The organism is Staphylococcus croceilyticus (assembly GCF_002902575.1).
Taxonomy (GTDB): domain Bacteria; phylum Bacillota; class Bacilli; order Staphylococcales; family Staphylococcaceae; genus Staphylococcus; species Staphylococcus croceilyticus.
Map to the genome: position 1 here is coordinate 1 of NZ_PPRD01000038.1, position 15238 is coordinate 15238.

Sequence of the window (15238 nt, forward strand, 5' to 3'; positions counted from 1 at the left end):
ATAGAGATATTTGCGCTCTTTTTATACAAAAAATGCGGTTAATGAAACAATCAATTTGTTTCATCAACCGCATTTCTCATAGAACCTAAAAAATGAAAAGCGATTAAGATAAATGACAATGTTACACATTGTTTCTTATCTTAATCGCTATTCTTATTCTTCCCCTAGGAAAAGTGCTTCAACATCTTTCCAACCATTTACACGTTTAAAACGGTCTTCATTAACATTATGAGAAGCAGTAAAGATAATTGGTTCACCTTCGAAGATTTGTAGTTGTCGAGGGTTATCATCTATTAAATAATCTGTTTTCACTACATTCTTACGACCACAGAATACAAACTGTTGCGGATCTAAGAATGGGAAGAATTCAAGTAACCACTCATACTTATCATGGAATGAAGTTGGCACATCCATTGCAGCAGTCGCAATATAGACATCATACTTCTCTGTCAATTTCTCAACGACTTCTTGCGCATGTGGCATCACTTGTAAATTTCTAAAGAAACCTGGTGCACGTAAAATATCACGTACTAAACCATCATGTTCAGGAATAACATGTTTCAATTTCTGTCCATTTAATGATTCCACAGTAATGCCTAACTCTGTTTCAACATTAACCGCTTCAATAATCGCGCCTAATGTATCAGCTAATACTTCATCCATATCAATTGCTATAGATTTCCTAGACATGTAATCTCTCCCTTAATCATTACCTATATACCGTTAAAGTATAGCAAAAAATTTAAGGACAGAACAGAATTCAAAATTTGAGCACTTGCGAGAAACTGTACTCTACACAAGATGAGCAAAATCTTTTAATACTCAAAGTGCTTCAATACTTCAATCATTTGATCGTTTTGTTCAGGGAAACCTATCGTAATACGTACGCCAGTTGGGAACGGACGCGTAATACATCCAACTTGCAACAATGCTTCATACAATGCTTGAGGTTTATCCGTTTTAACAAAGACAAAGTTAGTTTGACTTGGTAAGAAATGTTCACTTTGTGGTATCTCATAGAATTTTTGGCGTTCTACCGCATTTTTAGCCGTCACTTCTTTTAAATATGCTTGATCCTCTAATGCTGCAATCGCTGCATATTCCGATAGGCGTGTCACATTAAATGGTGGACGAATAATGTTCCATTTTTCAATAGCTTCATTAGTCGCTACTACATATCCTACACGTAATCCCGCTAATCCATAAGCCTTTGAAAATGTTCTAAGTAAAAATGCATTATCAAAACGTTCTTGTAACTTCAATGTGTCAGGATAATCTTCTGCCGTCACAAATTCAAAATAAGCTTCATCAATTAATACAGGCACGTGACTAGGCACACGTTCCAAGAAATGTTCTAACTCCTCATGATTGAAATACGTACCCGTAGGATTGTTAGGGTTACATACCCACACTAATGCTGTGTCATCATCGACTTCTTTAAGAATGCCTTCTAAATCAAAGCCGCCATTCTTTAACGGCACTTGTACTACTTCAGCAGACTCAACAATCGCATTGTGGTAGTATTGTCCAAATGTTCCTTCGCTCGTCACGATTTTATCTCCTGGCGTTAGAACTGCACGTGAAATCATTAATATCACTTCATCTAGCCCAGCGCCAAATAGAATTCTTGAAGCATCTACATTTAAGTGCGCACTAATCGCTTTTCGCAACGCTGGCGAGCCTGTTTCCGGATAATAGTATAATTCATCTAACTTTGCTTGAATGGCTTCTTTAACTTTAGGTGATGGCCCATATAAGTTTTCATTAGAGGCCAATTTATAAAGATCACCTTCAATCCCATGTTTTTCTTTAAGCGCTTGCGGTGACAAGCCCGGTTGATATGCTGATAGTTGATTCAATTGTTGTTTCATGTACAACCACTCCTTTGTCTTAAATATAAACATTTATTTAAATTATACACCATTTAATTCAACCTGTAGACAAGGGTTTTCTGACAGTCTTCATGGTTCAATTTACCTTATCACTAAACTTATATTTCTTTTTTGAAAATGGAGGCCCAACACTTTATAATCCTTTTCAAAAATTAAAAATAATAAAACTACATTATTGTACGTCACCCATGGCTTTCTTGACCATTGGTGAAATGACAATCAAAATAACACCGATAATTAATGTAAATAATCCAGAATATAAGAAGAATTCTTTCTCACTAATCATCTTAAATAATACGACGATTTGGCTATTAAGACTTTGGGCTGTCGCATTACTTAACATCCATAATGCCATCATTTGCGCTGAAAATTTCGCAGGTGCTAATTTCGAAGTCACAGATAAACCTACTGGAGAAATACAAAGTTCTCCAACAGAAATTAAGAAGAAACTTAACGCAAGCCAAATTGGATGTATTAAATGCGCATGACTACTTAGTGGAATAATCATTACTAAATATGAAATACCCGCAAAGATAGCGCCGGCTGCGAATTTATATACTGTACTTGGATTGCGTTCACCTAACTTCGTCCATATATTCGCAAATACAGGTGCTAAAATGATAATAAAAATTGGGTTAATAGATTGGAACCATGCTGCCGGAATATGAAAATCAATTAAACCATGTGTTAACTTACCTAAACTTAATTCTGTTTTTTGGTCAGCAAAATTAGCTAAAATCGTTGAACCTTGTTCTTGAATCATCCAAAAAGCAACAGAAGTAATAAATAATGGTATGTAACTATAAATTCTTGAACGTTCTTCTTTACGCGTTTTATTACTTGATAACATATAAACAAAAATACCAATCGGTAATAAAACACCGATTAATGTAACGATAATACTGAAACTAGATAAACTTAAATGTCCTATTAATTGCAAGATAAGTAATACGATAGCGAATGCTACGACTGAAATTGCAGTAATAATAGATAACCTTTTAATTTCTTCCTTACGCAATGGGTTCGGTACACTGACCCCTGCCAGGCCTAAATTCTTTTTGTTTGTAATTAAATAAATAACCAGACCAATGAACATTCCGATTGCAGCTACTGCAAAGCCGAAGTGAAAACCAAATCGAGTTTGTAAGTAGCCTGTCGCAAATGGTGATAAAAAACTACCAAGGTTGATACCCATATAGAATATAGTGAACGCTGCATCTAAGCGTTTATCATTATGATCATATAACTCTCCCACTGTTGTAGAAATGTTTGGCTTTAACAAACCCGTACCGATAATCAACAGTAACAAAGCAATCATAACAACCGTTAAATTACCCGGTATCGTTAATAAAATATGGCCAAACATGATTAATATGCCACCGTAGAATAGCGCATGTCTTGTACCAATAATTCTATCGGCTATCCATCCCCCAATAGTTCCTGACATATAAATCAATGCCCCATAAAGAGAGACAATTTGTAAGGCTGTACCTTGTGGTAAGCCAAAGCCACCTTTACTTACAGAATAATATAAATAATAAGCTAAAATGGCTTTCATGCCATAATAACTAAAGCGCTCCCAAAATTCTGTAAAGAAAAGCGTACTAAGCCCTTTCGGATGCCAAAAAAATCCTTTTTGAGGCACACTATTAACAATTTCTTGTCTTGAATAGTTTTTTGTATTCAATTTTCCCCACCCCTTATAAATACATATATATTTTTGTATTTAAACTCTAGTGTAAAGAACTTAATCTAAGATTACAATTCAAGTTACACTTTTCTAGATATTAAAAAAGGAATGAAACAATAAAATCAGTCGTTAAAAACCAATTATTGTTTCATTCCTCAATTATCTATTATTTAACTAAACCTTCTTTTTGTAAGTATTGCTTCGCTACTTTATAAGGGTCTTCGTTCTTCACAGTCACCTTATAATTCATTTCTTGCATTTCTTCATCTGAAATTTTACCAGCTAATTTATTTAATGGCTTTTTAATTTCTGGATGATCTTTCAAGAATTTTTCTTTGAATAATGGTGCTCCTTGATACGGTGGGAAGACGTGTTTATCGTCTTTTAACACAACCATATGATATTGTTTTAACTCAGCATCTGTTGAATAAGCATCAATTAAGTTAATATCGCCTTTTTCAACGGCTGTGTAGCGCAATTTAGGTTCCATCTTTTTAATATTAGATAAGTTTAAGTCATATGCTTTTGCCACGGCTTTATAACCATCAGGACGATCATTAAATTCCATCGTAAAGCCTGGTTTCAGTTGACCTTCAACTTTCTGTAAATCACCGATTGTCTTAATATTATGCTTCTCAGCGAAATCTTTTTTCACTGCTAAAGCATACGTATTATTATATTTCATCGGTTTCAACATAGTTATATCATATTTTTTCTCAAGACTTTGTTTCGCTTGAGTGTAAACTGCATTCTCTTTTTTAGATTTAAGGTCCTCTTTAGTTAATTCACCTAGCACAGTTCCGGTAAATTCTAAATAACCGTCAATATCGTCTGATTTCAACGCATTGAATAAGAATGACGTTTTACCCATGCCATCTTTCACATCGACAGTATCGTCAGTTTCATCTTCAATCAGTATTTTATACATATTTGTAATAATTGACGGTTCAGATCCTAATTTACCTGCCAGTGTAATATTATCGCCCTTTTTCCCGAAAAGTGGTACGACAATAGCTAGCAAGATAATTAATACGATAATACCAATCGTAATCAGCAATTTCTTATATGACAATTTCTCCATAAAGCGAAGAACTAAATCAAAGATAATCGCAAGTAAGGCTGCAGGAATGGCACCGATTAAAATAAGTGAAGTATTATTTCGGTCGATACCTAATAAAATTAAATCCCCTAGACCACCAGCACCGATTAGCGCAGCAAGTGTCGCAGTACCGATGATTAATACCATTGCTGTGCGAATTCCGGCCATAATCACAGGCATAGCGATAGGTAATTCTACTTTAGTTAAACGACGCATTGGTTTCATGCCAATCCCTTTAGCCGCTTCTATAAGTGATGGGTCTACTTCTTGGATACCAGTATATGTATTTCTCAAAATAGGTAATAACGCATAGACAACTAATGCAATAATAGCAGGGACTCTCCCAATCCCAAAGATAGGTATCATTAAACCTAATAATGCTAAGGATGGAATCGTCTGTAACACCGCAGCGATATTCATGACAATTTCTGATAAACGCTTCGTCTTCGTTAGGGCAATACCAAGCGGTACCGCAATAAGGATAGCTATAAATAGCGCAATAAATGAAATTTGAATATGTTCAATAATTGTTCTAAGCAACTCGCCTTTGCGATCGCTTAGCGTCGTGAATAATTCATTCATGCTTTAACCTCCTTGTCAGTTTCAGATAAATATTTAAAGATATCTTCACGTTTTAACAATGACTGAGTTGAGGTATCAGCATCTTTAACGATGACTGCTTCATGTTGAGCTAATGTTGAATAAATATCACGTAATTTTACGTTACTATGAACGATTGGATAGTCTTGTTGTACGCCGGATTCAGTTAATGGCGCAGTCATATTTAAATCTTTTAATGTCAATTCATCTTTATCTTGATGCAAGTGATGACCCATAAATTCTTCAACAAATTGATTTTTAGGGTTTGCGCGGAAACCTTCAGGCGTATCAATTTGTTCAACGTGACCATTATTTAATAAGCAAATACGGTCGCCTAATTTCATTGCTTCTTCAATATCATGTGTGACAAAGACAATCGTTTTCTTAATTTGTGTTTGTAATTTAATTAAGTCATCTTGTAATTTCTCGCGACTAATAGGGTCTAATGCACTAAATGGTTCATCCATTAAAATAACAGGCGGATCTGCCGCTAATGCACGTATGACGCCAACCCTTTGACGTTGACCACCTGAAAGTTCATCAGGTTTACGGTCACGATATTTTTCTGGTTCTAACCCTACCATGTTTAATAATTCATCAACACGTTGGTTAATGTCACTTTCTTTCCATTTCTTCATTTGTGGTACTTGCGCAATATTTTCTTTTATTGTCATATGCGGGAATAAGGCAATTTGTTGCAACACATACCCTATGTCCCAACGCATTTCATACACAGGATAGTCACTAATAGGTTTATCTTTTAAATAAATATAACCTTCACTTAATGGGATAAGTCGATTAATCATTTTTAATGTCGTCGTTTTACCACATCCTGAAGGTCCGATAAGTACAAAGAATTCCCCTTCATTTATTTTAAAGCTCACATTATCTACAGCAATATTCCCCCCGTAACGTTTGGTTACGTCTTTAAATTCAATCATTTCGTCACCTTCATTTATACTGCCTAGACAGACTTTTTGCATTACTTATTCCCTATTAAAACATGTTTAATGCTAAATTCATATTTTATTGTTTTTTTATTTTTCAAAAACTAACTCTATATATAAAAATAAGGTTTGGCATTTTACCAATGCTCAAACCTTATTTTATATTTAGATACTTGTTTTATAAGATTGAATCGTTTCTAAGAACTTAGGGCAATAATGTTTTAGTTTATAACTACCTACCCCATCAATTGCAATCATTTCTTGCTTAGATTCTGGCTTACGTTTCGCAAATTCTTCTAACGTATAATCTGAAAAGATACTTACAGGTGCAATATCCAGTTTTTCGCTTAATTGACGTCGTACTTCAACTAATTCTCCATATAGCGCTCGGTCTACACCTTCAACCGTATTAATATATACTTTTTCTTTCGTTTTTTTCTTAAATGGCGTTGTATAAACCTTTTTATCATTATTAAGCAATTGTATGACACTTTCATCACACGTTAAAATTTCATCGTATTCATTTAAGAATCCTTTAAAACGTAGTTCATCAATTAAATGACTTAATTCAGATGTTTTATAATCTTTCATTAAACCGTGCGTTGTTAGTTTATCGTAGTCATTATATTTGATGTAGTCCGTAATTTCTCCACGTAGTACTTGGATAATCACGCTATAACTTTCTTGTTGGCGCATTCGTGCGACACAACTAATAATCATTTTAGCTTCTTGGGTCATGTCATATGTTTTATTTTGTTGAATACAACTACTACATTGTCCACATTCTTCTAATTTCTCATTAGGTTCAAAATAGTGTACAATCGTAGCTTCTAAACATTTCTTCGTTTTAGTGTATTGAATCATTTTAGTGAGTTTTTCACCCATTTTATCTTTATAATCATCATCGGCTTGAGAAACCGTAATAAAGTATTCATGTAGCCCTTTATCACGTTCACTAAATAATAAAATACATTCACTCTCTAAGCCATCTCGTCCTGCACGCCCCGCTTCTTGATAATATGATTCAAGGTCGCCTGGCATATTATAATGAATGACATATCTGACATTAGATTTATCAATACCCATACCAAATGCGTTAGTCGCAACAACTACTTTCACACGGTCATATACGAAGTCATTTTGTGCTTCTTCTCGTTCTTTATTAGTTAGTCCTGCATGATAAATCGCTGAAGTCACTTTTATAGAATCTAGCGCTTCTTGTAATTCTTCTACTTGCTTACGTGTTGAACAATAAATAATGCCTGCTTGATCTTTATGTTTTTGTACATAATCAATTACAAACTTCTGGCGTTGATAAGTTGGGTTAACTTTGAAAATCAAATTACGACGTTTCGTACTTGTCTTCACTTCGTCATATTTACCAATATTAAGTTTCTCCATAATATCCTGTTGCACTTCTGCAGTAGCTGTCGCTGTTAAAGCGACAATCGTAAAGTTTTGAGGAAGAGTAAACACTTTCTGGATTACACTTTGATAACTAGGACGAAAATCATGTCCCCATTTAGAAATACAGTGTGCTTCGTCAAAAGCAATTAAATGAATATTAATTTTACTTAGTAAGTTTAAGAAATAACCATTATCGAAACGTTCAGGTGCAACATATAAAAATTGAATGTCTCCTGTCATTAACTCAGTTTCGATCTCTTTTTGTTGTTTTTTACTTAAACTACTGTTTAAATAGGCTGCTTTAATCCCCATCGCCTTTAATTGGTCCACTTGGTCTTTCATCAAAGAAATTAATGGACTAATAACAATCGTAGTTCCCCCAAGCATTAAACCAGGTACTTGATAACAAATAGATTTACCTCCACCTGTAGGCAGTACGCCTAAGACATTATGGTGTTCCATTATTTTAGTAATGATTTCTTTTTGTCCCGGTCTAAATGTTTCGTAACCAAAATAATGCGATAACGTTGCTTCCATAAAAATTTTCCCCTTATTGCTCTTTTATTTCTTCAAGTTCACTCCATCTCGTGATGTCCATATCATATGTTTGTTCCAATTGTTCTTTTTCTTCGTTCAATTCTTTAATTTTAGCGTAATCTGCACTTGCTTCTATCATTTCTTCGTCGATTTGTTCTAAACGTTCTTCTGTCTGTTCAATACGTTCCATCAACATTTCATATTCTCGTTTTTCTTTATAAGATAAGCCTGTTTTCTTTCTTACATTCGTTTTAGGCTTAGGCTGTTGTGCTTGTTTCTCAAGTGCTTGCAGCTTATCTTGTTCTTTTTTATACGCTTCATAATCTTCGAAGTTTCCAATAATTCGTTCCATTTTCCCGTCATGAATATACCAATATTCTTGCGCAACTTTATTAAGGAAATAGCGATCGTGACTTACTGTAATCACTGAACCACCAAAGGTACTAATATAGTCTTCGAGAATAGTTAGCGTTTCAGTATCTAAATCATTCGTAGGCTCATCAAGTAATAACACGTTTGGTTGATGTACCAACAATCTTAGTAAGTATAAACGTTTTTGTTCTCCACCTGATAACTTATAAATCTTTTTACCGTGTGTCGAACTTGGGAATAGAAATCGTTCTAATAATTGCGTTACAGAAATAGAAGTGCCATCCTTTTCCTTAGCGACTTCACTTTCTTCTCTCAAGTAATCAATCATTCTGATATCTCTATCTAGCGTTTCTTCTGTTTGTTTAAAATAAGCGACTTTAACTGTTTGACCGATTTTCAACGTACCTATATAGTCGACATCTTCTCCACTTAAAATATTTAATAATGTCGTTTTACCGGCACCGTTAGGACCTACAATTCCAATTCGTTGTCCACTTTGAATGATTTCAGTAATATCTTCAAATAAGGTTTTATCATTGATTTGCTTCGTTAAGTGTTCAAGTTCATAAACTTGTTTACCTAATCTTGAATAAGCAAGATTTAATTGCCCTTTATCTTGAGTATGATGTGCTTGAACTTCTGACTCTAAATCATTGAAACGATTGATACGGGCTTGTTGTTTGGTTGTTCTTGCTTTAGCGCCTGCTCTCATCCAAGCTAATTCTTGTTTATACAATGATTTTTGTTTTTCTTGTTGCTTTTGTTCAATGAGCTCATTTTCGGCTCTCATTGCAATGTAATCTTCATAATTACCAGGATATGATTTCAACTTTCCTCTATCCAATTCAACAATTCTCGAAGCAATCTCATTTAAAAAGTAGCGATCATGCGTTACAAATAAAACGGTATGTGGATACTGCTTTACGTAATTAATTAACCAATTAATAGATTCGAAATCCAGATGGTTTGTCGGTTCATCTAATAATAATAAATCTGGTTGTTCAATAAGTGTTTTAGCTAAAACAACGCGCTTTTGTTGACCACCAGAAAGTTCTTTTACTTTTTTAGATGTATCATTAATTCCTAATTTAGAAAGAATCGTTTTAATCTCAGCATTATAATCCCAAGCGCTATGTCGATCCATTGCTTCTTGAGCTTCCATCATTTTTTGAAAATGACGATCATCTTGTTGTTGCGTATATGCATTTACAGCTTCTTCATACGTTTTAATAATACGTAATGTGGTTGTATCTGAACTTAATACAGCTTGAAAAACAGTTAAATCTTCATCTAAATCGTGCTTCTGTGAAGAATAGCGAATACGATATTGATTAGGGTGCGTAATATCAGCAGTAAAATCTTCGTCTAAACCGCCAATCACTTTAAGTAACGTGCTTTTCCCTGTACCGTTAATCCCTACTAATCCAATTCGTTCATGTTCAGAAATAGATAGATTCAAGTCATCAAATATCACTTTGTCTGCATATGACTTATTTAAATGCTCTATTTTATACGCTTCCATGCTTCTACTTCCTTTTGTATCGAAATATCGAAATTTCAAAATAATTTTGATAAGCTTAATTCAGTTCTATATATTATACACCTTTTTAAGTGTAAATGATACAAGGAGATAAGAGATATGATAGACTTTTTTGAAAGTTTACCGCCCTATTTACAAGCATTAATAGCTGGTATTATTACTTGGTTATTAACTGCTTTAGGGGCAGCTGCGGTGTTTATATTTAAAACAGTAAATCATAAAGTTTTAACATCTATGCAAGGTTTCGCAGCCGGTATTATGATTGCTGCAAGTTTTTGGTCTTTATTGCAACCTTCTATAGAGTATGGTAAAGATAGTTCTTTACCTGCCTGGGTTCCAGCTGCTGTTGGATTTCTTTTAGGTGGTATATTTATTCGTGGGCTAGACTATGTCATCCCTCATATTCACCAAAAAGTTGGAGATAATAGCCAATATAGAGAAGGTGTTAAAACGTCGTTAAGTAAAAATGCATTATTAGTTTTAGCGATTACCTTACATAATATTCCTGAAGGTTTATCTATCGGAGTTGCATTTGGAGGTATTGCTACTGGTAATGGCAAAGCAACCTTTTTCGGTGCATTAGGTTTAGCAATTGGTATAGGGATTCAAAATATACCAGAAGGTGCAGCTTTATCAATGCCTATTAGAGCAGCGGGTGCTTCTCGTTGGAAAGCCTTTAATTATGGCCAAGCTTCCGCTATTGTCGAACCTATCTTCGCAACCATAGGCGCAGCGACCATTATATTTATTACTCCAGTACTACCTTATGCATTGGCTTTTGCTGCAGGTGCCATGATATTTGTAGTCGTAGAAGAACTCATACCAGACTCTCAATCGGGTAATAATACCGATTTAGCCACATTGAGTTTAATGGTTGGTTTCACCATTATGATGATTTTAGACGTCGCACTAGGCTAATGGTTCATTAATTGAATATACGAAAAAAGCAGATTGAACGAAGCAACGTTCAATCTGCTTTTTTGCATTATTTCTGGTTACCTTTTGGACCAGTTTTATATTCATATTTTGATGGATCTATTTTTTTGAAATCAGGGTTTTTATAGAATCTGAATAAGTCACCGTTTAACACGTTGTCACTCATTTCTAAATCTTTTTCAACCTGTTTCTTATTCTTTTCTAAATCTTTAGGTGGTGTCGTTAATAGTTCGTTATCTTTATTTGAGTAAGCCTTACCGTTAACATATTTATAATCTTTAGTAATAAAGTCACCGTTACGGAATGGAATTACATCATTATGATCTTTAGATAACATATCTGTACCAAACATTAAGTAGTTTTTACTATCAATACCTACTAAATGTAAGATAGTTGGCATAACGTCCATTTGACCAGCGTATGTTTCATCTACGCCGCCTGATTTACCAGGAATCTTCAACCAGAAACCAGTACGGTTCAAGTCAGTAAATTTAGCTGGTGTAATTTTCTCACCTAATAATTTTTCCATTGCGTTATTATGGTTCTCAGAAATACCATAGTGGTCACCATAAATCATAATAACTGAGTTATCATATAGACCTTTCTTCTTAAGGTCAGTGATGTACTCTTCTAGAGCTTGGTCAAGATAATGTGCAGTTTGGATATAACCATCAACTGTTGAATCACCAGTATTTGGTTTATCAATATCTGCATCTTGAGGCTCTAACGTAAATGGATAATGGTTCGTTAATGTAATTAAGTGTGAATAAAACGGTTGTTTCATTTTAGCTTGATAATCTGCTGATGCTTTAAAGAATGGTTTATCTTTTAAACCTAAGTTAACGATATTTTCATCTGACATATCGTAGTAAGTTGCATCGTAGAATTTATCGATACCAAAGTGTTTGTATATTTGGTCACGGTTCCAGAATGTTTTATAGTCACCGTGCATTACATTAGAAGTATAGCCTTCTTTTTGATCTAAAATAGCTGGTAAAGATTGATACGTATTATCGCCTTTTAATGAATAAGCAGAACCTTGTGGTAAACCGTATAGACTGTTATCCATTGTAAATTCGGCATCTGATGTTTTACCTTGTCCAGTTTGGTGGAAGAAGTTTGGATAATATCTGAAGTCATCATTACCAGTTGATAATTTGTTTAAGAATGGTGTTACTTCTTTACCATTTACTTTTTTGTTAATAAGGAAAGTTTGGAAACTTTCTAAATGAATTTTAATGATATTTTTCTTTTTAGCCGCACCGAAATATTCTGGATTAGGCTCTGTATTTTTTTGTTTCGTATAATTTAATACTTTGGTTAAATCATCTTCAGATGCTAACGCTTTTTGTTGGTTATTCTGAATTGTTTTAACACCATCGTATACAGTGAAGTTATATGGTCCTAAATATTTAACTAAGTATTTATGGTCAAACGTTCGTGTTAATAATTCAGGACGATCTGTTTCAGCAAATGCAAGGTTTAAGAAGAATAGCGCCACAGAAGCCGCCATTACTACTGGTACAAACTTTTTACTAAATACACGTTTATCTAACCAACTACCCTTGAAGATAAGGATGAAAAGATAAACAATAGTATCTAAGAAGTAAACGAAATCGTACCATTTGAATGAAGCACCTACTGCTCCTCCCATTGATTCAACATTACTTGCTTGGTTAAGCGTACTAAATGTTAAAAAGTCTGAGAAGAATCTAAAATACACTACGTTCGCATAAAGTAAGAACGTTAATAAAAAACCGCCGATAAAGATGAACCAATATGCCTTTTTGCCTTTAAAGAATAAGAACACACTTAAAATTAGCGCAATTAGACTATATGGATTCATCAGTAGTATTAAGTTTTGTACTAGTCCTTTAACACCCAAAGAAAAATCAACATAGTATGAAAAATACGTCTTTAAAGTCACTGTAAAAACAGTTAATAAGAAAAACGCAAAAAGACTTATTTTCTTTTTGTGTAAACTCATGAATGTTTCCTCCGTTTGTAGTTATTCAACTTTGAAGAAATGTTAAAGACTATTGAAAGACTTAAACACTCACTCAAATATGTCCGTAATGCAAGTACTCATAATTCGTTTCGCTTTTAAATTCATTTAGATCTTTATTGGAAGAATATGCGTCATATCTGTTTTTAGTTAAAGAGGTTTTATCCTCAAGTTAATTAAGCGTAAATAAACATTCTTAATTTCAAAACATATTTGGCATTATTCTATTAATTGTTAATTATTTATTAAGGAACAATGAAGTTTGTAATATTACTGTAATAAAGCGTCATAGTTCAATATATAAATATATAGTATTTTTACTCATTTATCAAGAAAAAACACATCACCTTAATGAATAACTAACTTACTGATTTTTTAAAACTGATTTATATATTATAACTTCTTGCTATATTTATTTAATCAGACTAAGGACCTACAAAGTGTAATTAAACTCTTCTAAAACCCGTTATTTTTCCAATAAAACTGTAAAATTTACGTTATTTCATCATTTCCATTTGCATACGAAACTCAATGCCGTGGAATAATTGATTCATCCAGTTACTGAATTTCACAACGTTCTTTTCAGCTGTCTCAATATCTATAAATTGAAATTTTAAACGAGCACCTTGTGGCTTTTGAGCTAATTTAGTTAAATGATAGCTAGCAATGGTGCCAATTTGAGGATAACTTCCAATTGTGTAATGATCATTTAATAAGATAATCGGCGTGCCATCACGCTTAACTTGTATTGTCCCTTTTTTTACAGGTTGATGAGCTGGCATATCATCGTAATAAGCTTTAATTTTTTTACCATCAAGCAACATTCCCACGCGGTTAGATTTATTTGTCACTTTATAATCTCCGTGAATGAAATTTGATTTTGTTTCCTCATCAAAGTCTTCAGTTCCCTTATTAGCCACGACATGGAAAACATCTGAAATATAATTAAATGATAAAGCATATCCATCGATGCCCCAATCTGTCGTATGCTTTTCCGCTAAATTTTCAAAAAGTTTATGATGACGCGCGGTATATTGACGTTTCATTTCAATTTCATCACCATTTTCAAGCGTACGTCCATGGAAGCCTCCAGTATTCACTTTTAAATCAGTTGATGTTGAACCTAGCCATGAATCTAATTTGAAGCCGCCTCCTACCGCAAGATAAACGCGAGAGGTTTTATTCGTTTCTTTAAAAGATAAAACATCATCTTTTTCTACTAAGTATAATTTATAAGGCTTAATTTTCATTTTTTGAGTGTACGCTTCAAAGTTATTGCCTGTTAATGCGATTAAAGTTGGCTCAGTAAAACGAATTTTCGCCATCACGTGTGTCATTTCGAGTGTAGCTTCATTTTTATCATTTGCAACAAGACGATTCGCTATTTCGTGACCTAGCGTATCTAGAGCCCCGCAAGGAATGACGCCTGCATATTCATATCCATAACGTCCAAAATCTTGAAAGCTGCTAAATAATCCTGCTTTTTCTATTATGATTGACATGATTTAAAATCTCCTAATTGTATTTCTTTACGTTCTTTAGGTTGAAAAGTGACATTATCTCCTAATTTCAGTAGATTGAAATCTACTTGATTAGGGTTAAATAAATGTAATGGCGTATATCCTATAACAAGCCAGTCATTATATGTATCTGTCGTGACAATGCCACACTTTTTACCTTCTAAAATAACTGATCCAGCTCTAACCATTTTTTTCTCTTCACACGTATGGTTGACATATAATGCTTCATTCATCCCAGTTAAATATGGGAATCCAGGTAAATATCCCATCATCGAAACAAAATATTGATTTCCAGAATGTAACTTAATAAATTCTTCTTTTGTAATATTATAATAGTTCAATAATCCCTCTAAATCTGGGCCGAATTCTTCTCCGTAAATAATAGGAATGGTATGAGAGGTACTATCCGCTTCATTTAAATTAAGTAGTTTTATTTCTTCATGAATTGAGTGAACAAGATCTTTCATATATTGAAAAGGTGAAGTAATATGATGATGTTTGATCATATCTCGAGCATCATAACAAATCATCATATCTGATTCAGTTGGAACAATTTCAGTAATAAATGGGAGATTTTTCTCTAATAAATGACGACGTACAGCGATTAAATCTCTTGTAACATTTTGAGAGACATCTTTTTCTATCGCAATAACAATTGCTTGATCTCCTTGGCTATAAATTTTCATAACTCCA

At 33.7% G+C, this 15238-nt stretch carries 11 protein-coding genes; 1 reads left to right on the plus strand and 10 read right to left on the minus strand.

Going from position 1 to position 15238, the window contains the following annotated elements; translation table 11 throughout:
- Positions 1 to 153 precede the first annotated feature (153 nt).
- From CD128_RS06015 to CD128_RS06045, 7 genes are all read right to left on the minus strand, one after another.
- Positions 154 to 690 (minus strand): 5' nucleotidase, NT5C type, encoded by a 537-nt coding sequence (locus CD128_RS06015; protein ID WP_103329131.1) that lies wholly within the window; start codon positions 688 to 690, stop codon positions 154 to 156.
- 125 nt (positions 691 to 815) lie between these two features.
- Complete coding sequence (gene hisC, locus CD128_RS06020) at positions 816 to 1871, minus strand: histidinol-phosphate transaminase (protein ID WP_103329132.1); 1056 nt, start codon at positions 1869 to 1871, stop codon at positions 816 to 818.
- A 193-nt stretch (positions 1872 to 2064) separates the two neighbouring features.
- The gene (locus tag CD128_RS06025) at positions 2065 to 3579 is read right to left on the minus strand and encodes a peptide MFS transporter (protein ID WP_103329133.1); all 1515 of its coding nucleotides are present in this window, start codon (positions 3577 to 3579) and stop codon (positions 2065 to 2067) included.
- A gap of 169 nt (positions 3580 to 3748) precedes the next feature.
- Positions 3749 to 5263 (minus strand): ABC transporter permease/substrate-binding protein, encoded by a 1515-nt coding sequence (locus CD128_RS06030; protein WP_103329134.1) that lies wholly within the window; start codon positions 5261 to 5263, stop codon positions 3749 to 3751.
- Positions 5260 to 6222: an ABC transporter ATP-binding protein gene (locus CD128_RS06035; RefSeq protein WP_103329162.1), complete on the minus strand. Its 963-nt coding sequence runs from the start codon at positions 6220 to 6222 to the stop codon at positions 5260 to 5262. Before CD128_RS06035 ends, CD128_RS06030 begins: the two co-directional genes overlap by 4 nt.
- A 171-nt stretch (positions 6223 to 6393) precedes the next feature.
- The gene (recQ, locus tag CD128_RS06040; protein WP_103329135.1) at positions 6394 to 8172 is read right to left on the minus strand and encodes a DNA helicase RecQ; all 1779 of its coding nucleotides are present in this window, start codon (positions 8170 to 8172) and stop codon (positions 6394 to 6396) included.
- Between the two features lie 13 nt (positions 8173 to 8185).
- On the minus strand, positions 8186 to 10066 hold the full coding sequence (locus CD128_RS06045) for an ABC-F family ATP-binding cassette domain-containing protein (RefSeq protein ID WP_103329136.1): 1881 nt from the start codon (positions 10064 to 10066) through the stop codon (positions 8186 to 8188).
- 117 nt (positions 10067 to 10183) lie between these two features.
- Here CD128_RS06045 and CD128_RS06050 point away from each other — a divergent pair, with 117 nt between their 5' ends.
- Entirely contained in the window at positions 10184 to 11002 is an 819-nt protein-coding gene (locus tag CD128_RS06050) for a ZIP family metal transporter (RefSeq protein ID WP_103297223.1), read from the plus strand.
- A 67-nt stretch (positions 11003 to 11069) separates the two neighbouring features.
- Here CD128_RS06050 and ltaS read toward each other — a convergent pair whose 3' ends face one another.
- The 3 genes from ltaS to CD128_RS06065 form a co-directional block, all read right to left on the minus strand.
- Positions 11070 to 13007, minus strand: a complete 1938-nt coding sequence (gene ltaS / locus CD128_RS06055; protein ID WP_103329137.1) for a polyglycerol-phosphate lipoteichoic acid synthase LtaS — start codon at positions 13005 to 13007, stop codon at positions 11070 to 11072.
- Positions 13008 to 13522: 515 nt separating this feature from the next.
- The gene (locus CD128_RS06060) at positions 13523 to 14527 is read right to left on the minus strand and encodes a 5-oxoprolinase subunit C family protein (RefSeq protein ID WP_103329138.1); all 1005 of its coding nucleotides are present in this window, start codon (positions 14525 to 14527) and stop codon (positions 13523 to 13525) included.
- Positions 14515 to 15231 (minus strand): 5-oxoprolinase subunit B family protein, encoded by a 717-nt coding sequence (locus CD128_RS06065; RefSeq protein ID WP_103329139.1) that lies wholly within the window; start codon positions 15229 to 15231, stop codon positions 14515 to 14517. Before CD128_RS06065 ends, CD128_RS06060 begins: the two co-directional genes overlap by 13 nt.
- Between the last annotated feature and the right edge of the window lie 7 nt (positions 15232 to 15238).